The organism is Solwaraspora sp. WMMA2101 (genome assembly GCF_049179175.1).
Classification (GTDB): domain Bacteria; phylum Actinomycetota; class Actinomycetes; order Mycobacteriales; family Micromonosporaceae; genus Micromonospora_E.
This window is the reverse complement of record NZ_JBMHMA010000006.1, coordinates 4078422-4100091: the sequence shown is the minus strand read 5'-3', so window position 1 is coordinate 4100091 and position 21670 is coordinate 4078422. Positions and strand designations below refer to the sequence as shown.

Sequence of the window (21670 nt, the reverse complement as noted above, 5' to 3'; positions counted from 1 at the left end):
CTCTGCCCCCCGCTCGTGTGAGCCGCTCTTAGCAGGCTCGAAACAATCGAGACGTCCCGGCGAAATCGCCCAGCGGCACGCTTCGCACATGCCACGCAGCGTGCAGGTGACCATCGGGCCGGCCGGCCAGGACACCGCCCGGACCGTGGCAACGCACTGTCCGTACTGCGCGTTGCAGTGCGGCATGCACCTGCGCGCCGACCCCGACGGCACGGTCACGGTGCAACCCCGGCAGTTCCCCACCAACCAGGGTGGCCTCTGTCAGAAGGGCTGGACCGCCGCCGAACTGCTCGACCACCCGCAGCGGCTGACCACTCCGCTGGTGCGCGACCGGCGCGCCGCGCCGCTGCGCCCGGCCAGCTGGGACGAGGCGCTGGCGCGGATCGTCGACGGTGTCACCGGCATCCAGCGGGCGCACGGCCGCGACGCGGTCGCCGTCTTCGGCGGCGGCGGGCTGACCAACGAGAAGGCGTACGCACTGGGCAAGTTCGCCCGGGTCGCGCTGCGCACCCGCAACATCGACTACAACGGCCGGTTCTGCATGTCCTCGGCGGCCGCCGCCGGGATGCGGGCCTTCGGGGTCGACCGGGGGCTGCCGTTTCCGCTGGCCGACGTCGGCGCGGCCGACACGCTGCTGCTGGTCGGCGCGAACGTGGCCGAGACGATGCCACCGTTCGCCCGCTACCTGACCGAGCTCAAGCAGCGCGGCGGTACGTTGATCGTGGTCGACCCCCGGCGGACCGCCACCGCCCGGCTGGCCGACCTGCACCTGCAGCCCACCCCCGGCACCGACCTGGCGTTGGCCAACGCGCTGCTGCACGTCGTGCTCCGCGAAGGCTGGGCCGACCGGGACTACGTGGCGCAGCGGACCACCGGCTTCGACGCCGTCCGGGCCACCGTCGCCGGGTACTGGCCGGCCCGGGTGGAACGGCTGACCGGCGTACCGATCGCCGATCTGGAGGCGACGGCGCGGGCGCTGGCCGGCGGCGGCCGACCCGACGCCGACGCCGCGCCGGCAAAGGTCGTCATCCTCACCGCGCGCGGGGCCGAACAGCACGCCAAGGGCGTCGACACGGTCAGCGCGTACGTCAACCTGGCGCTCGCCCTCGGGCTGCCCGGCCGACCCGGTTCCGGCTACGGCTGTCTGACCGGGCAGGGCAACGGCCAGGGCGGGCGGGAGCACGGCCAGAAGGCCGACCAGCTGCCCGGCTACCGGCGCATCGACGATCCGGCGGCCCGCGCGCACGTCGCCGGGGTGTGGGGTGTCGACCCGGCCGACCTGCCCGGCCCGGGCGTCTCCGCCTACGAACTGCTCGACTCGCTCGGCACCCCGGCCGGGCCGAAGGCGCTGCTGGTCTTCGGCTCCAACCCGGTGGTGTCCGCGCCCCGCGCCGGCCGGGTCCAGCAGCGACTGGCCGATCTGGACCTGCTGGTGGTCGCCGACTTCGTGCTGTCGGAGACGGCGGCGATGGCCGACGTCGTGCTGCCCAGCGCCCAGTGGGCCGAAGAGGACGGCACGATGACCAACCTGGAGGGTCGGGTGCTGCGCCGGCACGCGGTCCGCCCGCCGCCGGCCGGTGCCCGCACCGACCTGGCCGTCCTCGCCGATCTGGCGCAGCGGCTGGGCTGCTCGGCCGGGCAGTTCCCGGCCGAGCCGGGCGAGGTCTTCACCGAGCTGCGCCGGGCCTCGGCCGGCGGGATCGCCGACTACGCCGGGGTCACCTGGGAGCGCATCGACGCCGCCGACGGCGTCTTCTGGCCGTGCCCCGACCCGGACCTGCCGGACACCCCACGGATGTTCACCGACCGCTTCCCCACGCCCGACGGGCGGGCCCGGTTCGTGCCGGTGGAGCACCGGGCCGCCGCCGAGGAACCCTGCGCCGACTACCCGCTCTACCTGACCACCGGTCGGGTGCTGGCGCAGTACCAGTCCGGGGCACAGACCCGACGGATCGCACCGCTGCACGACGCCGCTCCGGCGGCCTTCGTCGAGCTGCACCCGGACCTGGCCGAGCAGCTCGGCGTCGCCGACGGCGAGCAGGTACGGGTGACCAGCCGACGCGGCGAGATGTGCGCCCCGGCCCGGGTGAGCACCTCGATCCGCCCGGACACCGTCTTCGCGCCGTTCCACTGGGGTGGCGCGGCCCGGATCAATTCGGTGACCAGCGACGCGCTGGACCCGACGTCCCGAATGCCCGAGTTCAAGATCTGCGCGGTCAGGGTGGAGCGAGCGTGAACCGTATCGTCATCGTCGGTCACGGCATGGCCGGCGCCCGGCTCGCCGCCGAGCTGCACGCCCGGCGCGGCGACTTCAAGATCACCGTGTTCGGGGCGGAGCGGCACCGGGCGTACAACCGGATCATGCTGTCCAACCTGCTCGCCGGCCGCGCCGACGAGCTGGACGTGACGCTGACCGAGGCCGCCGGGCACGGCGTCGACGTCCGCGCCGGGCTGCCGGTCGTCGCGATCGAGCCGACCACCCGTACGGTCCGCACGGCCGACGGCGGCGCCACCGAGTACGACCACCTGGTGCTGGCCACCGGCAGCCGGGCGGTCGTGCCCGCGCTGCCCGGCCTGACCGGCCCGGCCGACACAACGGACCCGGCCGACACAGCGAACCCGACCGCCGCGCTCGACCCGGCGGCGCTACCGGAGCGGGTCGCGGTGTTCCGGACCCTCGACGACTGCCGGCGGATCCTCACCGCCGCCGCCGGCGCCCGCACCGCGCTGGTCCTCGGCGGCGGCCTGCTCGGCCTGGAGGCCGCCCGTGGGCTCGCCGCCCGTGGGCTCGACGTCCGGGTGGTGCACAAGGTCGACCAGCTGATGGAGCGCCAACTCGACCCGACCGCCAGCGCGGTGCTCGCCCGTACCCTCGCCCGGCTCGGCGTCGGCACCGAACTTGCCGCCGCCGCCGCAGCGGTCGACGCGGGCGCCGACGGCGTCCGGCTGCGCCTGGGCGACGGCCGCGAACTCACCGCGGACCTGCTGGTGCTCGCCTGCGGGGTCCGCCCGGACACCGACCTGGCCCGCCGGGCCGGGCTGACGGTCGGCCGTGGCGTGGTGGTCGACGACCGGATGGCCACCAGCGACCCGCACATCTGGGCGATCGGCGACTGCGCCGAACACGACGGGGTGGTCACCGGCCTGGTCGCGCCGGCCTGGGAGCAGGCCCGGGTGCTCGCCCGGGTGCTGGCCGGCGACGACCCCGCCGCCCGCTACCGGCCACTGCCGACGGTGACCCGGCTCAAGGCCGCCGGCATCGACCTCGCGGCGATGGGCGACACCCGTGGCGACGCCGACGCCGGCACCGAGGAACTCAGCTTCGCCGACCCGGTCCGGGGCACGTACGCCCGACTGCTCATCCGCGACGACCGCCTCACCGGGGCGATCATGCTCGGCGACAACCCGGCCGTCGGCACCGTCATCCAGCTGTTCGACCGGGGCGGTCAGGTGCCGGCGGACCGCCGGGCCCTGCTGCTCGGCCGGGCGGTCGGCGGCACCGTGGCCGCTCCGGTGACCAGTCCGGCGCTGATGCCGGACGCGGCGACCGTCTGCCAGTGCAACACCGTCAGCAAGGGCGCGCTGGTGCGCTGCTGGCGGGCCGGTGCCCGGTCGGTCGGTGAGGTCGTCGCCGCCACCCGCGCCACCACCGGCTGCGGCAGCTGCACCGACGCCGTCACCGGCATCGTCGACTGGCTCTCTTCTGTGGATTCCGACGTGGAGGTACCGGTATGAACCGGTTGGTCGTCATCGGCAACGGCATGGTCGGGCAACGCCTGGTCGAAGCGGTCCGCTCCCGCGACACCGCCGGCGACTGGCAGGTGACGGTGCTGGCCGAGGAGTCCCGGCCGGCGTACGACCGGGTCCGGTTGTCGGCGTTCTTCGACGGGGTCGCGCCGGAGGAGCTCAGCGTGCACACCCCCGACGACGGGGTGGACCTGCGGCTGGCCGAGCCGGCCCGACGCATCGACCGCCAGCGCCGGGTGGTCGTCACCGACCACGGCGAGTACGGCTACGACGCGCTGGTGCTGGCCACCGGCTCGTACGCCTTCGTCCCGCCGATCGACGGCGCGCACCGGCCCGCCGACGCCGACGCCGACGGAGCAGCCAACGGCAGCGGCTCGGCCGGCGGCGGACTGCGCGACGGCGTGTTCGTCTACCGCACGATCGACGACCTGGAGGCGATCCGGTCCTTCGCCACCGACCCGCAGGCCACCCGTCGGGTCGGTACGGTGATCGGCGGTGGACTGCTCGGCCTGGAGGCGGCCAACGCGCTGCGGCTGCTCGGCCTGCGTACCCATGTGGTGGAGTTCGCCCCCCGGCTGATGCCGGTGCAGATCGACGAGGCCGGCGGGGCGATGCTGCGCCGCTACGTCGAGGACCTCGGCGTCGAGGTGCACCTGGGGACCGCGACGTCGGCGATCCGCACCGGACCGGACGGTACGCCGCACGGCGTGGCCCTCACCGACGGCACCGAACTGGAGTCCGACCTGGTGGTGGTCGCCGCCGGCGTCCGGCCCCGCGACGACCTGGCCCGCGCCGCCGGGCTGGTCGTCGGCGAACGCGGCGGGGTGAGCGTCGACGCCACCTGCCGGACCAGCGACCCGCGCATCTGGGCGGTCGGCGAGTGCGCCGCGATCAGCGTCGACGGCGAACCGGGCCGCTGCTACGGGCTGGTCGCACCGGGCTACGCCATGGCCGAGGTGGTCGCCGACCGGCTGCTCGGCGGCACCGCCGCCTTCCCCGGCGCGGACACCTCCACCAAGCTCAAGCTGCTCGGCGTCGACGTCGCCTCGTTCGGCGACGCGCACGGCGCCACCGCCGACTGCCTGGACGTCACCTTCACCGACCCGGCGACCCGGGTCTACGCCAAGCTGGTCCTCTCCGACGACGCGCGGACCCTGCTCGGCGGGGTGCTGGTCGGCGACGCCACCGCGTACCCGACGCTGCGGGCCAGCGTCGGCGGCCCACTGCCCGGCCCGCCGCTGGCGCTGCTCGCCCCGGCCGGTTCCGACGGGGCCGGCGGGGCCGGCATCGATGCGCTGCCCGGCAGCGCCCAGGTCTGCTCCTGCAACGCGGTCACCAAGGACCAGATCCTCGGCGCGATCGGCGAGGGCTGCACCGACGTCGCCGCGATCAAGGCGTGCACCCGGGCCGGCACCAGCTGCGGGTCCTGCGTACCGATGCTCAAGCAACTGCTCTCCGTCGCCGGGGTGACCCAGTCGACCGCGCTGTGCGAGCACTTCGACCACAGCCGCCAGGAGCTGTTCGACATCGTCCGGGTCCGCGGTGTCCAAACCTTCTCCCAGCTGGTCGCCGAGCACGGCCGGGGCCGCGGCTGCGACATCTGCAAGCCGGTGGTCGCCTCGATCCTCGCCTCGCTGGGCAACGGCTACGTCCTCGACGGCGAGCAGGCAGCCCTGCAGGACACCAACGACCACTTCCTGGCCAACATCCAGCGCGACGGCACCTACTCGGTGGTCCCCCGGATCCCCGGCGGGGAGATCACCCCGGAGAAGCTGATCGTCATCGGCGAGGTGGCCCGGGACTTCAACCTCTACACCAAGATCACCGGCGGGCAGCGGATCGACCTGTTCGGCGCCCGGGTGGAGCAGCTGCCGAAGATCTGGCGGCGGCTGGTCGACGCCGGCTTCGAGTCCGGTCACGCGTACGGCAAGGCGCTGCGGACGGTGAAGTCCTGCGTCGGGGAGACCTGGTGCCGCTACGGCGTACAGGACTCGGTCGGCCTGGCGGTGGCGCTGGAGCTGCGCTACCGGGGGCTGCGCGCCCCGCACAAGATCAAGTCGGCGGTCTCCGGCTGCGCCCGGGAATGCGCCGAGGCCCGCAGCAAGGACTTCGGCATCATCGCCACCGATGTCGGCTGGAACCTCTACGTCGGCGGCAACGGCGGCTTCCGGCCCCGGCACGCCGACCTGTTCGCCAGCGACCTGTCCACCGAGGAGCTCGTCCGCACCATCGACCGGTTCCTGATGTTCTACATCCGCACCGCCGACCGGCTGCAACGCACCGCCGCCTGGATCGAGGCGATGGACGGCGGCCTGGACCACCTGCGGGCGGTGATCGTCGAGGACTCGCTCGGGCTGGCCGCCGAGCTGGACGCGGCGATGGCCCGCCACGTCGAGTCGTACTCCGACGAATGGCGGGACACGATCGACGACCCGGAGCGGCTGCGCCGCTTCGCCTCCTTCGTCAACGCACCCGACACCCCGGACCCGTCGATCACCTTCGAGGTCGAACGGGGCCAGCCGGTGCCGGCCCTGGGCGAGCGCCGGCCCGTGGCGCTCGGCCTCCCGACAACCCTGGAGGTACGCCGATGAGTGTGCAGACGATCAACATGACCGACCAGTGGACACCGGTCTGCCCGTACCCCCGGGTGGAGCCGGAGCGCGGCGTGGCCGCACTGGTCGACGGCGAACAGGTGGCGATCTTCCGGACCTACGACGGGACGTTGTACGCGATCGGCAACCAGGATCCGGTGGCCCGCGCCAACGTCATGTCCCGCGGCATCGTCGGCACCCGGGGCGACATCCCCACGGTGGCCTCACCGCTGCACAAGCAGGTCTACGACCTGCGTACCGGCGAATGCCTGGACCTGCCGGGCGTCGCCGTGCCGACCTACCGGGTACGTTGCCGCGACGGGCTGATCGAGGTGCTCGGTCGGCGGCAGGACCAGTGATGTCCGACGAGCTGTCCGGATTCACCATCGGGGTCACCGCCGACCGGCGACGCGACGAACTCGCCGCGCTGCTGGAGCGACGTGGTGCCCGGGTGGTGCTCGCCCCGGCGCTGCGGATCGTGCCGCTGGCCGACGACACCGAGCTGCGCGCCGCGACCCGGGCGTGTCTGGACGATCCGCCGGACGTGCTGGTCGCCAACACCGGCATCGGCATGCGCGGCTGGCTGGAGGCGGCCGAGGGCTGGGGCCTGGCCGAACCGCTGCGGGCGGTGCTCGGCGGCGCGTACATCGTCGCCCGGGGCCCGAAGGCCCGGGGCGCGATCCGCGCCGCCGGCCTGCACGACCAGTGGTCACCGGCCTCGGAGAGCTGCGAAGAGGTGATCGACCACCTGCGGGCCCGTGGCGTCGCCGGACAGCTCGTCGCGATGCAGCTGCACGGCGACCGGCAGCCGGAATGCTCCTCGGCGTTGGAGGCCGCCGGCGCCACGGTGATCGAGGTGCCGGTGTACCGCTGGGCGCCACCGACCGACCCGGCGCCGCTGCACCGGCTGGTGGACCTGGTCACCGGCCGGCTCGTCGACGCCGTCACCTTCACCTCGGCACCGGCGGTCGGGGCGCTGCTACGGGCCGCCGGCAGCAACGGGGAGGCGGTGCTGGAGGCGATGCGTACCGACGTGCTCGCCGCCTGCGTCGGGCCGGTCACCGCCGCGCCGCTGCGCCGCCACGGCGTACCGGTGATCGCCCCCGGCCGGGCCCGGCTCGGCGCCCTGGTCCGCACCATCGTCGACGAGCTGCCCCGGCGGGCGGTCAACCTGAAGGTCGGCGGCCACCTGCTGACCCTGCGCGGGCACGCGGCGGTGATCGACGGCGAACTGCGGCCGCTGGCACCCGCGCCGATGGCCGTCCTGCGGGCACTGGCGCAGACCCCGGGCCGGGTGCTGTCCCGGGCCGCGCTGCTGCGCACCCTGCCACGCGGCGCCGACGAGCACGCCGTGGAGATGGCCGTGGCCCGGCTGCGGGCCGGACTGGGTGCCCCCGGCGTGATCCAGACGGTCGTGAAGCGGGGCTACCGACTACCCGTCGACTGAACGCCGACCAGGTGGGCGAACGTCGCGGCGGCGCCCCGAACTGAGCTACCAGCCAGCTACCGGGCGAGTGGCTGCCGGCCAGCGACCGGCGGCCTGGTCCGGCCGCCGGTCGCCGTCACCGGTCAGCCGACCGGGGTCGGGAACCCCCGGCCGTGCTCGGCCCGCAGCGTCGCCATCGCGTGCTCGACGACGTTGACCAGCACGTGCTTGGTCGAATCCCGGCTGCGCGCGTCGCACATCACCAGCGGGACGTGCGGGGCGATCGCCAGCGCCTCCCGGATCTCCTCCGGCTCGTACCGGGGCGCGCCGTCGAAACAGTTGAGCGCGACGAGGTACGGCAGTTGCCGGTTCTCGAAGTAGTCGAGCGGGGCGAACGCATCGGTGATCCGCCGGGTGTCCACCAGTACGGCGGCACCGACCGCGCCCCGGATGATCTCGTCCCACATGAACCAGAACCGGGTCTGCCCGGGGGTGCCGAACAGATAGAGAATGAGGTCGTCGGCCATCGTGATCCGGCCGAAGTCCATCGCCACCGTGGTGGTCTCCTTGCCGGGCACCTTCGACGGATCGTCGATGCCGACGCCGGCCGAGGTCATCAACGCCTCGGTGGTCAACGGTGTGATCTCGGAGACCGCGCCGACCATGGTGGTCTTTCCCACCCCGAAACCGCCCGCGATGACGATCTTCGCGGAGGTGATCTCCTTTTTCTGGCCTACGCCAGGGCGGTCATAGCCTGCGAAGTCCACTTAGCACCCTTTCCAGAAGTTCCATCCGCTCCTCGTAGGCCTCTACCGGAGCTGCGCTGTGCAACGCCAGCAGGCCGTCGGCGACCATGTCGGCGACGAGGACCCGCGCGACGCCCAGCGGGAGCCGGGTGTACGCGGCGATCTCCGCCAGTGATTGCGCACGGTTGTCGCAGATGGTGGCGATCCGATGCTTGTCGTGCCCGGCGAACCGCGACTCGGTGACCGCTGCCGCGCTGGCCACCAGGACCGCCTCCAGCGCGATGTGTTGACGCGGCTCGGTGCGGCCCCGGGTGACCGCGTAGGGCCGGACCAGCGCCCCGCGCGGGTCCTGATGTGGCTGCCCCATCCGACGGTCACCTCCTCCTGGGTCTGCTGGCACGTCACCGGTGACGGTCCCCTGTCGCTACGGAACTTCGACGGCTCAGGGCCGGCCCACGGCCTCGCGCGGCAACGGGACCAGGGCGGCACCGACGCGCTCGACGAGCAGCGCCATCTCGTAGCCGACCTGACCCACGTCGCAGCTGCGCGCGGCGAGCACCGCCATCGACGAGCCATCGCTGATGGACATCAGGAACAGGTAGCCACTGTCCATCTCGATCACAGTCTGCAGCACGCCGCCGGCGCTGAACATCCTGGAGGCTCCGTCGGTCAGACTGACCACACCGGACGTGATGGCGGCGAGCTGGTCCGCACGGTCAGCAGGCAGGTCCCGGGAGGAAGCGAGCAGCAGTCCGTCTGCCGAGACAGCCACCACGTGGGCGATGCCCGCCACGCTGTCGGCAAAGTTGCTGAGCAGCCAACCCATGTCCTGAATAGCTGCTGGCCTGTTCATTCGCTGTTCTCCTTGGTTGAAGTGGCGCGGTACTGCTCGCTGCCGGCGGTCCGACCCCGCTGCACACCGCGGTGGTAGGCCGACAGCAGGCCGCGGACCTCGTCCGGGGTACGCCGGGTCGGTCCCCGGCTCGCCGCCGGCTCCACGCCGCCCGGCACGAGCTGCGCCTGGGGTTGACGCTTGGGCAGGCCCGATCGGGTGATGCCGGCGACCGCCGGCTCGGCTGCCTGACTGGCCCGGGCCCACCCCTCGTCGGCGGCGGTCCGCCAGCTGCCGGAGTCACCGACCCGTTGCCGTGGGGTGGCACCCGTCGCCGCGCCACCGCCGGCGCCCGCAGTGGACGGTGCGTGGGTGGGTGGCGCGGTCGTTGACTGGGGTGCGGCGTTCGGCTGCACCGGAGCAGAGTACGCCGCTGGGGCCGGGGCGGACTGCCCCGGGTTGCGTGCCGGCAACGGTGGCCTGGTAGAGGTCGTCGTCGGGTACGCGGCGGTCGGCGCGGTGGCGCCTGTGGACAGCGGGGCGCCGGTCGACGACGCAGCGCCGGTGGCCGGCGTGGTGCCGGTGGACGTGGCGACGTCGGGCGCGTGGCCGGCGGTCGGCATCTGGAACACCTTGGTCTCGGCCTGGCCCTGAGCGCGGAACCAGACCGCTTCCATCTCCCGGAAGATCGGCATCTCGGTCGCGTCCTCCGGCCGCGCCGCGCCCTGCCCACCGGCGGTCGGACCCTGCGGCAGTTGGCCGGCGGTGCGGACCACCGGCGCCAACGGGTGTGCCGTGGCCGGGATCAGTGGCTGGTCGCCGGGGCCGCCGGAGCCCCGCAACCCGGAGGTACGCAGCGTCGGGTACGCCACCGTCGGCGGGCTGAGGTTGGCGGCCGGCTCGGCCGTCGTGGCGTGCCCGGCCAACGGGGCCGGCGGGTTGAACGACGGCGGCGACGGGCCGGCCGGCGGCGCGGGAGCCGGTACGGCGGTCGTCGGTGCCACGGCGGCCGGTGCGGGCACCGGTGCGGGGGGCACCGGGCCGGCAGCGGGTGCGCCACGACCGGGGGTGACCGCCGGGAAGGCTGCGGTCGGGGCACCGGCCACTGCGTTCCACTGCGACGAACGGGCGTTGTGCCACTGGTCGGTCAGCGTCGCCGTACGGGCCGGGGCGGCGGACACCGGTGGCCCGGAGATCGGCGGTCCGGAGATCGGCGGTCCGGAGATCGGCGGTCCGGAGACGGGCGCCCAGGTGCCGCCCGAGGTGGGTGCGGCGGAGATCGGCTCGGCCGCCAGGCCCGGCCGGCCCCGGCCGCCCACCGGTTCGCGGGTGCGCTGCGGCAGCACCAGGATGCTGCTGGGCAGGGTCACCTGCGCCAGGGTGCCGCCGTCGACGTTGGGACGCAGCTCGACGCGGATGCCGTACCGGCCGGCGAGCCGGCTGACCACGGCCAGACCCATCAGCCGGAACGCGGAGACGTCCATCGTCGACGGCTCGGCGAGCCGGCGGTTGAGGTTGTCCAGCTGTTCCTCGGACAGCCCCAGGCCCCGGTCCTCCACCTGGATCAGCACGTAGTCGCGCAACCGGCGGGCGTCAGCGACGACGGTCGTGGTCGGCGGGGAGAACCGGGTCGCGTTGTCGAGCAGCTCGGCGACCAGTCGGACGACGTCGTTGACGGCGGACGCGGAGATCAGGATGTCGGTGTCTATCGTGCCGAACTCGATGCGGTTGTAGGCCTCGACCTCGGACTGTGCGGCCCGCATCGCGTCGACCAGCAGCGCGTCCTCACGGCGCGGCGCGGTCGAGTCGGCGCCGGCCAGCACCAGCAGGTTCTCGTCGTTGCGGCGCATCCGGGTGGCCAGGTGGTCCAGCTGGAACAGCTGGGCCAGCCGCTTCGGGTCCTCCTCGTTGCGCTCGATGGTGTCGAGCTCGCCGATCATCCGGTCGACCAGGGTCTGACTGCGTCGGGCCAGGGAGAGGAACATCGCCGAGACGCTGGCCCGCAGCGCCGCCTGCTCGGCGGCGATCCGGACCGCTTCGCGGTGGACCACGTTGAACGCCCGGCCGACCTCGCCGACCTCGTCGCGGTTGGGCAGCCGGATCGGGTCCCGCAGGCTGCGGACGATCTCCTCCGGCCCCCGGTCGTTCAGGTCGTTGACGTCCCGCAGCTTGGCGACCGCCTCCGGCAGGTCCCGGTCGGCCACCGACAGGGCCCCGTCGCGCAGCCGGCGCAGCGAGTCGTTCAGCGACCGGGCGAGCACCACGGCCAGGGCGATCGCCAGCACCAGGGCGATCAGCACCAGGATCGACTCGATGACGGCCTGGCGGGTGACGTTCGTGCTGACCTCGGTGGCCCGTTGCAGCAGCCGGGCCTCGAGCTGGATCTCGGCCCACCGCATCAGGTCGTTGACCGCGCCGACGGTCCGGGCCGCCTGGGTCGCGCCGATGCGGGACTGCTGGCCCACCGAGCGGGTGATCTCGGTGGACACCCGGTCGGCCAGGAACACGGCGTCACCGGTGACGCTGTTGTCGACCAGGGCCTGCTCCCACGGTGACGCGGCCAGCGAGAAGGACAGCAGCGCCTCCTGCTGACCGGTCAGGGTGGCCAGGTAGGACGAGAACTGCTCCTCCTCCAGCCGGCCGCCGGAGAGCGCGGCGAAGACGATCGCCTCCTCCTCGGCGGTCGCCGCCTTGGCGCGGGCGAAGGCGGAAACCGCGCGCAGGCTGTCCGGCACCTCGCCGTCACCGGAGACCTGGCCCAGCACCTCACCGTAGGAGATCAGGTCGGACAGGATGACGCCGTAGCGCAGCACCGCCTCCTGGACCGGCATCTCGCCCCGGCTGAGCACCTCCTGGCGGGTGGCGTTCAGGGTGTCGAGGTGGTCGTCGATCGCGACCAGCTGCCGGTCGACGGCGTCCGGGACGTCGCCGGCCCGGTCGCGTTCGGCGGTGTACGCGACGACCCGCTCGTCGGTGCGTCGCACCTGGACGTTGTACGCCTCGGGGTCGGCGCCGTCACCGGCGAGGAAGGACAGCGCGGCCATCCGCTCTTTGTGGACCTCCTGAGCGAGTGCCGACACGTCCACTGAGATCTCGGCCATCGAGCGCACCATCCGGGCGTCGAGCGCGCCCTGACCGACGTCGACCAGCCGTACGGTGGCCAGAGCGGCGACCGCAGCCAGCGGCACCACCAGGATGACGGCCAGTTTGGACCTGATCCGGGCGTCTCGCAGCCGCGGCACCCATCGCAACGGCGCACGCCGCTTCCGCGGGCCGTTGTCGGGCAGGGTCGTCGGTCCAGTCCTCACGACATCGCCTCCGTCGCTATCTCCACACGCGGACTGCCGACCGGTGCCTGATGCAGCGGTGAGCGCCGCATGCGGCACGGCCGCGATTTCACCAGAAGTGGACCCTGTTGGGAAGCCTCAGCTAGGCAGGAATCGGTCGCACGGCACGGATTCATCCCTGAGTTACCGGACAGTATGAGCACCACACCGCTCTGATCAGGGCGGATGGAACTTCCACCGACAGTTGCATCGGCAGTGTCACTGTTCGCGACCACTTCTCGCCGCCAACATGTGAGACACACTTCCCGGAACCGGATGACCGGCGCGCTTGACCAGAACGCCGCCCATTGGCAAGGTTTCCACGTTTGCAGGCTCCGCGCACACCGTACGGCATGCCGTCGGCGCGACTTCTATTGAGGACGCGACAACACGTACCGCCGCCGGCCGGACCGGTTGCGCATCCGCCGCGTACCTGGAGGACTGACTTGAGGCCCATCCGTTCCGCCGTCGCGACGGCGCTCGCATCCACATTGCTGGCCTCTTCGCTCACGGGATGCCAGTTCGGTAGTGATTCGACGGCCGAGGGCGAGATCGTCATCGCCGCCGATCTCGAGCTGTCCGGAGCCGCTGCGGCGGTCGGCAAGGGCTACCAGCGCGCTCTCGAACTCAGGGTCGAACAGATCAACGAGTCAGGGCTGCTGGGCGGTCGCACGATCCGGCTCGACGTGCGCGACAATCGTTCCGATCCCAGTGAATCGTTGCGCAACATCGGTGATTTCACCAGCAACTCCCAGGTCACCGCAATCATCATGGGCAGCTGCAGCGACTGCGCCGTCGGCGCGGCCCGGACGCTCAACGACAAGCGGGTGCCGACGATCTCGCTGGCGCCGGCGACCGCTGTGGCCACCCCGGTCGCCGAGCGGCGGTACGTGTTCAAGCTGGGGCCCAACGCGGCAGACAGCGCCGCCACCATCGCCAACGAACTCCGCCGTCGCGGCATCCGGCAGGCCAGCCTGCTGCACACCGACGACGAGTACGGCAAGGACGGCCTGCGGGTGATGTCCGCCGAGCTGGACAAGCTCGACATCGACCTGGTCGCCAGCAAGCAGGTCCGGACCACCGACACCGACGTCAGCCAGGCGGTGTCGGCGTTGGCCGAGCCGGAGGACGACGACGAGGACCCAGGCGCGCTGCTGGTCTGGACGTCGGCCGAGCAGGCCGTCCTGGCCGCTGACAGCGCCGCACAGGTCGACTACCCGGGGCCGGTCTTCTTCGACGCCGCCGCCGCCGGTGACCTGTTCCTGACCGGTGGCTCCGCCAACGGCGCCGAGGGGGTCAACCTGGTCTTCACCCAGACCATGGTGATCGACGACGTGATCGCCAACACCCCGGCGAAGGCCGCCCGCAAACAGTGGTTCCGCGACTACACCGCCCGGTTCGGCAGCTACTACGGATTCTCGTCGTTCGCCGCCGACGCCGTACAGCTGATCGCCGAGGCGGTGGCCCTGTCCGGTGGCGAGACGGTCGACCGCGAGGCCATCCGGGAGGTGCTGGAGACCACCCAGCTCGACGGGCTCTCCGGCCCGATCCGGATGACGCCGGACAACCACTCGGGGCTGATGCCGCAGGCGCTGACGATGCTGGTGTTCCGGGGTGGCCGCTGGCGGCTGGCCAGCTGACCTGTCGCTCGACGGGTCGGTCCCACCGTTGCCGGTGGGACCGACCCGTCGGTCGTCGGTACGGTGCCGGTCAGCGGGCCGAGGTGGTCTCCCGGACCCAGGGCAGCAGCCGCTGTTCGACCAGCACGACGCTGAAGTAGAGCCCGATGCTCATCAACGCGACCAGGATGATCGCGGCCCAGGCGGCGGCGGTGTCGCCCATCCCGCCGGTCTGCAGGATGAAGTAGCCCAGGCCCTCCTCACCGGCGTAGAACTCACCGATGATCGCGCCGATCGCGGCCAGCGGCATCGCGACTTTCAAACCGACGAGGATCTGCGGCAGCGCGGCCGGCAGCCGTACCTTGCGGAACGTCTGCCAGCGGGAGGCGTCCAGCGACCGGGCCAGCTCGGCGAGGTCGGCGGGAGTGGAGGTCAGCCCGGTCGCGGTGCCCAGCACGATCGGGAAGAAGCAGAGCAGGAAGACCATCGTCAGAATCGGCTGCTGACCCCACCCGAGGGTGGCGACGAGCAGCGGCGCAAGCGCGATCTTCGGTACGGCGTTGAGCGCCACCAGCAGCGGGGTGAACATCCGCTCCACCGTCTGGGAGATGGCCAGCGCCAGTCCGATCAGCACCCCGGCGACGGTGGACAGGGCGAAGCCGGCGACGGTCTCGAGGGTGGTCGTCAGGGTGTGCTCCAGCAGTCGCTGGGCACGGGGGGCGAACGCGCCCCACACGTCCTGCGGGGGTGGCAGCACCGCCGGGTGGACCAGCTGGAGCACGCTGGTGGCCAGCCACCAGGCGAGCCCGGTCACCAGCAGGCCGGCGAGTGGCAGCAGTACGGCGGCGGCCCGGCCACCGGCGCGCCCCGCCGGTGGCGCGACCACGGGCACGGCCCGTACCGGTCGGGCCGCAGGTTTGAGTACGGTCATCGACACTCCTCGGGCTCGGACTCGGGCCGGCCGCGAGCGGGTCCGGGTGGGTCGCGGTCGCGGCGGCGACCCACCCGGACCCGCCGTCGGTCAGGACTCGGCGTTCGGTGCCAGGTCGAAGTTGACGACCTGCTCCGGCTCCAGACCCGCCGGGATCGCACCGGCGCCCTGCAGGATCGCGATGCTGCGGGCGATCCGCTGGCTGTCCAGCGCCCCGACCGGCACGCCGGAGCTCGTGGACTTGACGAACGCGGCCATCAGCTCGAGCTCGGCGGCGGCGGCGGCCGGGTTGGCCTCCTCCACGTTCGCGGCGAGGATCTCGCCGGCCTCCTGCGGGTTGGCGATGCTGTACTCCAGGCCCTTGAGCAGCGCGGCACTGAACCGCTTGACCATCTCCGGGTCCTCCTCGGCGATCTTCGTCGAGGTGATCAGCACGTTGCCGTACAGGTCGGTCATGATGTCGCTGTACGGCAGCACGACGGCGGCCTTGCCCTGGGCGACGGTCTCCACGGTGGGCTTACCGACGACGAACTGGCCGATGCCGTCGACCTGCCCGGAGGCGAGGGTGCCCATCAGGGTCTGCGGGGTGCCGTTGACCCACTCCACCTTGGTCTCGTCGATGCCGGCCAGTGACGCGTACGTCGGGAAGAGGTTGCGCACCACCGAGCCGGGGGTGTCGGCGAGCTTCTTGCCTTCCAGGTCCTTCGGGGTGGTGATGCCGTTGCCGTCCAGGGCGATGATCGCCGCCATGGTGCGCTGCTGGATGCCGGCGACGACGACGAAGTCCTTGGCCTGTCCGTTGCCGAACTGCAACAGGCCACCGGTCAGGTCGATCGGGGTGAAGTGGGCCTGTCCGGCGACGACGGTCTTGATGTTGTCGCCGGTGCCGGCACCGGGCTTGATCTCCACGTCGAATCCGGCCTCGGTGAAGAAGCCCTTGTCCTTGGCGACCCAGGCGTACGAATCACGACCGAAGTTACCGAAGGAAGTGAGGTACGTCACTTTCTTCAGTTCCTCGGTGCCGCCGCCTGAGGCCTCGTCACCGTCGTCCGCACTGCAGGCGCCGGTGACCGCAAGGGCCGCGGCCATGGCGGTTGCGGCGATCGTGCGGGTGAGCCTTGTCATGAGGGTGTGTCCTTTCCAACCCGGACGGTTGGTCGACGACCCGCAGGTCGCAGCGCCAACCAGAGGGGGTAGTTGGTCCGGCGCGGCGTCTCACCGGTGGGGGCCGGAAGGGGCGCCGCGGTCGCGTCGGGAATCTTCGCGGGCAACAGAGTACGAGGGAATGCTGACCAATGCGACAGGCGGTCAGTGTGGATGCCCGACCGGCAGCAAAAGTGTTTACCGTACGGGTAGTGCGTCGTCGGCACGATCCGGATACTCTGTCCCGGCTGTTGATCGACTCTGGACGAGGGAGCAGCCGGCCGCATGATCGAGCTCAGTGGCGTCGGGCGAACGTTCACCGGCCGGTCCGGCACAGTGGAAGCACTGCAGGACATCGACCTGTCGGTCGCCGCCGGTGAGTTCGTCGCGGTCGTCGGCCGCTCCGGCTGCGGCAAGTCCACCCTGCTACGGCTGGTCGCCGGGCTGCTGCCGACGACCGCCGGCACCGTCACGGTCGGCGGGCAGCGGGTGGTCAAGGCCCGCCGCGACATCGCGATGCTGTTCCAACGCCCGGCGCTGCTGCCCTGGCGGTCCGTGCTGGACAACGTCCTGCTGCCGGTCGAGATCTTCGGCCTGCGCCGTGCCCAGCACCGGGCCAGGGCGCTGGAGCTGCTCGACCTGGTCGGCCTGACCGGGTTCGAGAAGCGACTGCCGCACGAGCTCTCCGGCGGCATGCAGCAGCGGGTGTCGTTGTGCCGCTCGCTGATCACCGAGCCCCAGGTCATGCTGATGGACGAGCCGTTCTCCGCCCTGGACGCCCTCACCCGGGAGGAGTTGTCGGTCGAGCTGCAGCGCATCCATATGGAACGCGCGGCCACCATCGTCTTCGTCACCCATTCGATCGACGAGGCGGTCCTGCTCGCCGACCGGGTCGTCGTGCTCAGCCCCCGGCCGGGGCGGATCCGCAAGATCCTGCCTATCGACATCCCGCGCCCGCGCAGCCTGGGGCGCAACGCGCACACCGAGGACGTCGCGCGGTGCAGCGCCGACCTGCACGAGGTCCTGATGGAACGGGAAACCCCGGCGTCGGCCGGGATCGGAGGAGAGTGACCATGCGGGTCAGCGTGTTCACCGAACCGCACCGTGGTGCCAGCTACGACGACCAGCTGCGGCTGGCCCGGCTCGCCGAGGAGTCCGGCTTCGAGGGCTACCTGCGGGCCGACCACTACCAGTCGATGGGTGAGCAGCTCGCCCTGCCCGGCCCGACCGATGCCTGGCTGACGCTGGCCGCGCTGGCCCGGGAGACGACCCGGATCCGGCTCGGTACCCTGGTCACCTCGGCCACCTTCCGGCTGCCGGGCCCGCTGGCGGTGATGGTCGCCCAGGTCGACCAGATGAGCGGCGGCCGGGTCGACCTCGGCATCGGTGCCGGCTGGTACGCCCGCGAGCACACCTCGTACGGGCTGCCGTTCCCGCCGGTCGGCGAACGGTTCGACCGGCTCGCCGAGCAGCTCGAGGTGATCACCGGGTTGTGGCGGACCCCGGTCGGCGACACGTACAGCTACTACGGCGACCACTACCAGCTGGTCGACGCGCCGGCGCTGCCGAAGCCGGTGCAGGTGCCCGGCCCACCGATCATCGTCGGCGGGCGCGGCCCGAAACGCACCCCGGAGCTGGCCGCCCGGTTCGCCGACGAGTTCAACATGCCGTTCAAGTCGGTTCCCGAGACGGCGGCGGCATACGAACGGGTGATCGAAGCCTGTCACCGGACCGGCCGTACCGAGCAGGACCGGCCGCCGTTGACGCTGTCGGCCGGCATCGTCATCGCGATCGGCCGCACCGACGCCGAAGCTGCCCGCCGGGCCGCGCCGCTGCATGAGAAGAGCGCGCTGCCGCCGGAGGATCCGGTGGTCGGCTCCCCGGCGCAACTGGTGGACCGGATCGGCGAGCTCGCCGCGATCGGCACCAGCCGGGTGCACCTGCGCTTCATCGACCTGGCCGACCTGGACCACCTGGAACTCGTCGCCGCCGAGGTGCTGCCGCAGCTGAGCTGAGGTGGAGCCCACCAGGTGCACCGGACGGCGCTGCGGTCGACAGTAGGGGCCGCCCGCCGTAACCTCCCGGCATGGCGTTGCGGACCTGGCTCAAGGCGCTCGGCGCGGCGTTCGCCGGTGCGGCCGTCGTCGGCGCGGTCCAACTCGGTGCCGGCTACGGCCTCGATCTGGTACGGCTGCCGCGCGACTTCACCGGCCCGGCCGTCGATTACTGGCCGGCGCAGCTGACCTGGCTGGCCTGGTTCGCCGTGGTCGCCACCACCGTCGGCGCGTACGCCGGGCAGCGGATCGCCGCCGGTCGCCCGGCCCGGCACCGCGCCGGGTCCGGTCGGACGACCGGGTACGGCCTCGCCCGCTCGGTGGTCTTCGCACTGGTCGCCGCCGGCGGCGCGGCGGTCGCGGTCGTCGGATTGTCGGCCCTGCCGGCGCAGTCGGCCGTCGGCCCGGAGCAGCCGGTGCTGGCCGTCGCGCTGACCGGTGGGATCGGTGCGGCGGTGGGCGTCCTGGCCGCCGTCGCCGCGTCGGCCCATCCGGCGCTGCGGTGGAATCTGCTGCTCGTCACCGGGGCGCTGTGGCTGCTGGCGATCGGGTCAGTGGCACCGGTGCTGCGGGCCGGCGATCCGGTCGCCGAGATCCGACTCGGGGTGTTCGACCCGGCCGGGCTGGACCCGGCCGGTGCCGGCAGCCGAACGTTGGTGCTGCTGCCGGCGGTGGCGCTGGTGGTCGCGGTCGCGGTCAGTGGCTGGTTCCGCTGGCGGCACCAGCCGGTGTTCGCCGGCGCGGTGGCCGGGATGCTCGGCCCGGCGGTGGTCGACGCCGCCTATCTGATCGCTGGCGCCGGGCAGGGTGGGCGTTACCAGGACGACCCGTACTGGGCGGCGCTGCTGGCGGTCGCCGCCGGGGCGCTCGGGTCGATCGTCACCACGGGGGTACGCCGGCCCCGGCCGGCGGCCCGCACCGCACCTGCGCTGGCGTCATCACCCGCACCCGAGTCAGCAACACCGGTGCCGGAGTCAGCAACACCGGTGCCGGTACCGGGACCTGGCCCGTCACCAGCCGTACCGACGAAGGCCGTGGCACCGCCGACGCCCGCGCCGACGCCCGCGCCGGTGGTCGCGGCCGGGCCGGAGCCGGTGGTCGCGGCCGGGCCGGAGCCGGTGGTCGCGGCCGGGCCGGAGCCGGTGGTCGCCCCGGGACACGCCCGGCCGCATCCTGGCAGCCGGCCGGCGCCGGCGCCAGTGGCGGTGACGCCCCGTGCCACCCCGTCCCCGGTCGCCGGCGGCGGGCCGGCACCGGCTCCGGTGCCGGCGACGACCGCCCGGCCCGTGCCGCGACCGGTCGCCCCGCCGCCGGTGGCCACCGCTCCGGTCGCCCCGCCGCCGGTGGCCCCTGCTCCGGTCACTCCGGCTCCGGTGACCCCGGCACCAGCCGCCGACCCCGGCTCCGGCGCGGGCCCGACGCGGACCAGCCGGATCCCCCGACCCCGGTTCGGCCGGGCGCGCCGGACACCGACACCGCCACCGGCACTGACCGACGAGGAGGCCCAGCACGTCGACTGGGTCAGTGAGCTGCGCCGGCCGAGCTACCGCCCGGATGGACAGTCCCGCAACGGCAGCGCGGTTCGCCGCACCGGCACCGGCACCGGCTCGGACGATCAGGCCAGCGGCAGGTAGACCCGCCCGCCAGCCGCAACGAATTCGTCCGACTTGTCCTTCATGCCCTGCTGGGCGTACTCCTTCAGATCCTGCGTAATCTTCATCGAGCAGAACTTCGGACCGCACATCGAGCAGAAGTGCGCCGACTTCGCCGGCTCGGCGGGCAGCGTGGCGTCGTGGTACGACCGGGCCGTCTCCGGGTCCAGCGACAGGTTGAACTGGTCCTCCCAGCGGAACTCGAACCGGGCCTTGGACAGCGCGTCGTCCCAGGCCTGCGCCCCCGGATGCCCCTTGGCCAGGTCGGCGGCGTGCGCCGCGATCTTGTACGCGATCACCCCGGCCTTCACGTCGTCGCGGTCCGGCAGCCCCAGGTGCTCCTTCGGCGTGACGTAGCAGAGCATCGCGGTGCCGAACATGCCGATCATCGCCGCCCCGATCGCCGACGTGATGTGGTCGTACGCCGGCGCGATGTCGGTGGTCAGCGGGCCGAGCGTGTAGAACGGTGCCTGGTGGCACAGCTCCTGCTGCAGATCCACGTTCTCCTTGATCTTGTGCATCGGCACGTGGCCGGGGCCTTCGATCATCACCTGCACGTCGTGCTCCCAGGCGACGCTGGTCAGCTCGCCCAACGTCCGCAGCTCGGCGAACTGGGCGGCGTCGTTGGCGTCGGCGATCGACCCCGGCCGCAGACCGTCACCGAGGGAGAAGGTCACGTCGTAGCGGGCCAGGATCTCGCACAGCTCCGCGAAGTGCGTGTAGAGGAAGTTCTCCTCGTGGTGCGCCAGGCACCAGGCGGCCATGATCGACCCGCCCCGGGAGACGATCCCGGTGACCCGGTCCACCGCCAACGGCACGTACGGCAGCAGCACGCCGGCGTGCACCGTCATGTAGTCGACGCCCTGCTCGGCCTGCTCGATCACGGTGTCCCGGAACACGTCCCAGCTCAGCTTGACCGGATCCCCGCCGACCTTCTCCAACGCCTGGTAGATCGGCACCGTACCGATCGGCACCGCCGAGTTGCGCACGATCGCCTCGCGGGTCTCGTGGATCCGCTTGCCGGTGGACAGGTCCATCACGGTGTCGGCACCCCACCGGGTGGCCCAGGTCAGCTTCTCCACCTCCTCGGCCACCGACGACGAGACGGCCGAGGTGCCGATGTTGGCGTTCACCTTCACCAGGAACCGGCTACCGATGATCATCGGCTCGGACTCCGGGTGGTTGACGTTGGCCGGCAGCACCGCCCGGCCGGCGGCGATCTCCTCCCGTACCACCTCGGCCGGCAGGTTCTCGCGCACCGCGACGAACTCCATCTCCGGGGTGACCGTCCCGGCCCGGGCGTACGCCAACTGGGTCGGCCGACGCCCGTCCGCGCCCGCCAGCGGGGTGCCGGCCCCACGTGCCGGAGCGACGTCACCACGCTGCGCGATCCACGGTCCGCGCAGCGGCGGCAGCCCTGCCTGCGGGTCCGATCCCGGGCCGGACGTGTCGTAGAGCCGCACCGGCGGGTTGTCGCCGGCCAGGGTCACCTCGGCGAACGGCACCTGGATGTCCGGTCGCGGTCCTTGCACGTACACCTTGCGACGAGCCTGCATCGGCGGGCCTCCTTCAGATATGTGCCGACTTCGGACAGTTGCCGACT

Annotated in this window: 16 protein-coding genes; 9 read left to right on the top strand and 7 right to left on the bottom strand. The window is 72.6% G+C overall.

Annotation, left to right across the window (positions count from 1 at the left end):
• The first annotated feature begins 88 nt into the window (after positions 1-88).
• Genes ACN28F_RS19610 through ACN28F_RS19590 form a run of 5 tightly spaced genes read left to right on the top strand, consistent with a single transcriptional unit; the run spans position 89 to position 7785 of the window.
• Positions 89-2236, top strand: a complete 2148-nt coding sequence (locus tag ACN28F_RS19610; protein WP_421359086.1) for a molybdopterin oxidoreductase family protein — start codon at positions 89-91, stop codon at positions 2234-2236.
• Positions 2233-3735 carry an FAD-dependent oxidoreductase gene (locus ACN28F_RS19605; protein WP_289209350.1) on the top strand — a complete coding sequence of 501 codons (1503 nt, stop codon included), beginning with the start codon at positions 2233-2235 and terminating at the stop codon, positions 3733-3735. The genes ACN28F_RS19610 and ACN28F_RS19605 overlap by 4 nt, the downstream gene beginning before the upstream one ends.
• A complete protein-coding gene (gene nirB / locus ACN28F_RS19600) occupies positions 3732-6338 on the top strand; it encodes a nitrite reductase large subunit NirB (RefSeq protein WP_421359084.1) in 2607 nt (868 codons plus the stop codon). The genes ACN28F_RS19605 and nirB overlap by 4 nt, the downstream gene beginning before the upstream one ends.
• Complete coding sequence (nirD, locus tag ACN28F_RS19595) at positions 6335-6697, top strand: nitrite reductase small subunit NirD (RefSeq protein ID WP_421359082.1); 363 nt, start codon at positions 6335-6337, stop codon at positions 6695-6697. Before nirB ends, nirD begins: the two co-directional genes overlap by 4 nt.
• On the top strand, positions 6697-7785 hold the full coding sequence (locus tag ACN28F_RS19590) for a uroporphyrinogen-III synthase (RefSeq protein ID WP_289209348.1): 1089 nt from the start codon (positions 6697-6699) through the stop codon (positions 7783-7785). The genes nirD and ACN28F_RS19590 overlap by 1 nt, the downstream gene beginning before the upstream one ends.
• Positions 7786-7907: 122 nt before the next feature.
• On the opposite strand, the gene ACN28F_RS19585 is transcribed toward ACN28F_RS19590, so the two are convergent.
• The 4 genes from ACN28F_RS19585 to ACN28F_RS19570 form a co-directional block, all read right to left on the bottom strand.
• Positions 7908-8531: a GTP-binding protein gene (locus ACN28F_RS19585; RefSeq protein ID WP_282223997.1), complete on the bottom strand. Its 624-nt coding sequence runs from the start codon at positions 8529-8531 to the stop codon at positions 7908-7910.
• Positions 8512-8877: a DUF742 domain-containing protein gene (locus ACN28F_RS19580; RefSeq protein ID WP_282223998.1), complete on the bottom strand. Its 366-nt coding sequence runs from the start codon at positions 8875-8877 to the stop codon at positions 8512-8514. The genes ACN28F_RS19585 and ACN28F_RS19580 overlap by 20 nt, the downstream gene beginning before the upstream one ends.
• Before the next feature lie 75 nt (positions 8878-8952).
• The gene (locus ACN28F_RS19575; RefSeq protein WP_282223999.1) at positions 8953-9363 is read right to left on the bottom strand and encodes a roadblock/LC7 domain-containing protein; all 411 of its coding nucleotides are present in this window, start codon (positions 9361-9363) and stop codon (positions 8953-8955) included.
• Complete coding sequence (locus ACN28F_RS19570) at positions 9360-12650, bottom strand: nitrate- and nitrite sensing domain-containing protein (RefSeq protein ID WP_421359079.1); 3291 nt, start codon at positions 12648-12650, stop codon at positions 9360-9362. Before ACN28F_RS19570 ends, ACN28F_RS19575 begins: the two co-directional genes overlap by 4 nt.
• Before the next feature lie 464 nt (positions 12651-13114).
• On the opposite strand from ACN28F_RS19570, the gene ACN28F_RS19565 reads away from it, so the two are divergent.
• On the top strand, positions 13115-14308 hold the full coding sequence (locus ACN28F_RS19565) for an ABC transporter substrate-binding protein (protein WP_421359078.1): 1194 nt from the start codon (positions 13115-13117) through the stop codon (positions 14306-14308).
• Between the two features lie 70 nt (positions 14309-14378).
• Here ACN28F_RS19565 and ACN28F_RS19560 read toward each other — a convergent pair whose 3' ends face one another.
• Both ACN28F_RS19560 and ACN28F_RS19555 read right to left on the bottom strand, forming a co-directional pair.
• Positions 14379-15218, bottom strand: coding sequence for an ABC transporter permease (locus tag ACN28F_RS19560; RefSeq protein ID WP_289209345.1), 840 nt, complete (start codon positions 15216-15218; stop codon positions 14379-14381).
• A 90-nt stretch (positions 15219-15308) separates the two neighbouring features.
• A complete protein-coding gene (locus tag ACN28F_RS19555; RefSeq protein WP_289209344.1) occupies positions 15309-16343 on the bottom strand; it encodes an ABC transporter substrate-binding protein in 1035 nt (344 codons plus the stop codon).
• A gap of 303 nt (positions 16344-16646) precedes the next feature.
• On the opposite strand from ACN28F_RS19555, the gene ACN28F_RS19550 reads away from it, so the two are divergent.
• The 3 genes from ACN28F_RS19550 to ACN28F_RS19540 all read left to right on the top strand — a co-directional run bounded on the left by ACN28F_RS19550 (position 16647) and on the right by ACN28F_RS19540 (position 20049).
• Positions 16647-17432 (top strand): ABC transporter ATP-binding protein, encoded by a 786-nt coding sequence (locus ACN28F_RS19550; protein WP_421359075.1) that lies wholly within the window; start codon positions 16647-16649, stop codon positions 17430-17432.
• A 2-nt stretch (positions 17433-17434) separates the two neighbouring features.
• Positions 17435-18376: an LLM class F420-dependent oxidoreductase gene (locus ACN28F_RS19545; RefSeq protein WP_289209342.1), complete on the top strand. Its 942-nt coding sequence runs from the start codon at positions 17435-17437 to the stop codon at positions 18374-18376.
• A gap of 71 nt (positions 18377-18447) precedes the next feature.
• A complete protein-coding gene (locus tag ACN28F_RS19540; protein WP_421359073.1) occupies positions 18448-20049 on the top strand; it encodes a hypothetical protein in 1602 nt (533 codons plus the stop codon).
• On the opposite strand, the gene thiC is transcribed toward ACN28F_RS19540, so the two are convergent.
• The gene (gene thiC / locus ACN28F_RS19535; RefSeq protein WP_289209340.1) at positions 20031-21623 is read right to left on the bottom strand and encodes a phosphomethylpyrimidine synthase ThiC; all 1593 of its coding nucleotides are present in this window, start codon (positions 21621-21623) and stop codon (positions 20031-20033) included. The genes ACN28F_RS19540 and thiC overlap by 19 nt on opposite strands.
• Positions 21624-21670 lie beyond the last annotated feature (47 nt).

What these genes read in the sequence shown, in the direction of transcription:
- nirB (WP_421359084.1), top strand. Translation starts at nt 3,732, where the DNA reads ATGAACCGGTTGGTCGTCATCGGCAACGGCATGGTCGGGCAACGCCTG.
- ACN28F_RS19540 (WP_421359073.1), top strand. Translation starts at nt 18,448, where the DNA reads ATGGCGTTGCGGACCTGGCTCAAGGCGCTCGGCGCGGCGTTCGCCGGT.
- nirD (WP_421359082.1), top strand. Translation starts at nt 6,335, where the DNA reads ATGAGTGTGCAGACGATCAACATGACCGACCAGTGGACACCGGTCTGC.
- ACN28F_RS19575 (WP_282223999.1), bottom strand. Translation starts at nt 9,363, where the DNA reads ATGAACAGGCCAGCAGCTATTCAGGACATGGGTTGGCTGCTCAGCAAC.
- ACN28F_RS19580 (WP_282223998.1), bottom strand. Translation starts at nt 8,877, where the DNA reads ATGGGGCAGCCACATCAGGACCCGCGCGGGGCGCTGGTCCGGCCCTAC.
- thiC (WP_289209340.1), bottom strand. Translation starts at nt 21,623, where the DNA reads ATGCAGGCTCGTCGCAAGGTGTACGTGCAAGGACCGCGACCGGACATC.
- ACN28F_RS19590 (WP_289209348.1), top strand. Translation starts at nt 6,697, where the DNA reads ATGTCCGACGAGCTGTCCGGATTCACCATCGGGGTCACCGCCGACCGG.
- ACN28F_RS19560 (WP_289209345.1), bottom strand. Translation starts at nt 15,218, where the DNA reads ATGACCGTACTCAAACCTGCGGCCCGACCGGTACGGGCCGTGCCCGTG.
- ACN28F_RS19550 (WP_421359075.1), top strand. Translation starts at nt 16,647, where the DNA reads ATGATCGAGCTCAGTGGCGTCGGGCGAACGTTCACCGGCCGGTCCGGC.
- ACN28F_RS19610 (WP_421359086.1), top strand. Translation starts at nt 89, where the DNA reads ATGCCACGCAGCGTGCAGGTGACCATCGGGCCGGCCGGCCAGGACACC.
- ACN28F_RS19545 (WP_289209342.1), top strand. Translation starts at nt 17,435, where the DNA reads ATGCGGGTCAGCGTGTTCACCGAACCGCACCGTGGTGCCAGCTACGAC.
- ACN28F_RS19555 (WP_289209344.1), bottom strand. Translation starts at nt 16,343, where the DNA reads ATGACAAGGCTCACCCGCACGATCGCCGCAACCGCCATGGCCGCGGCC.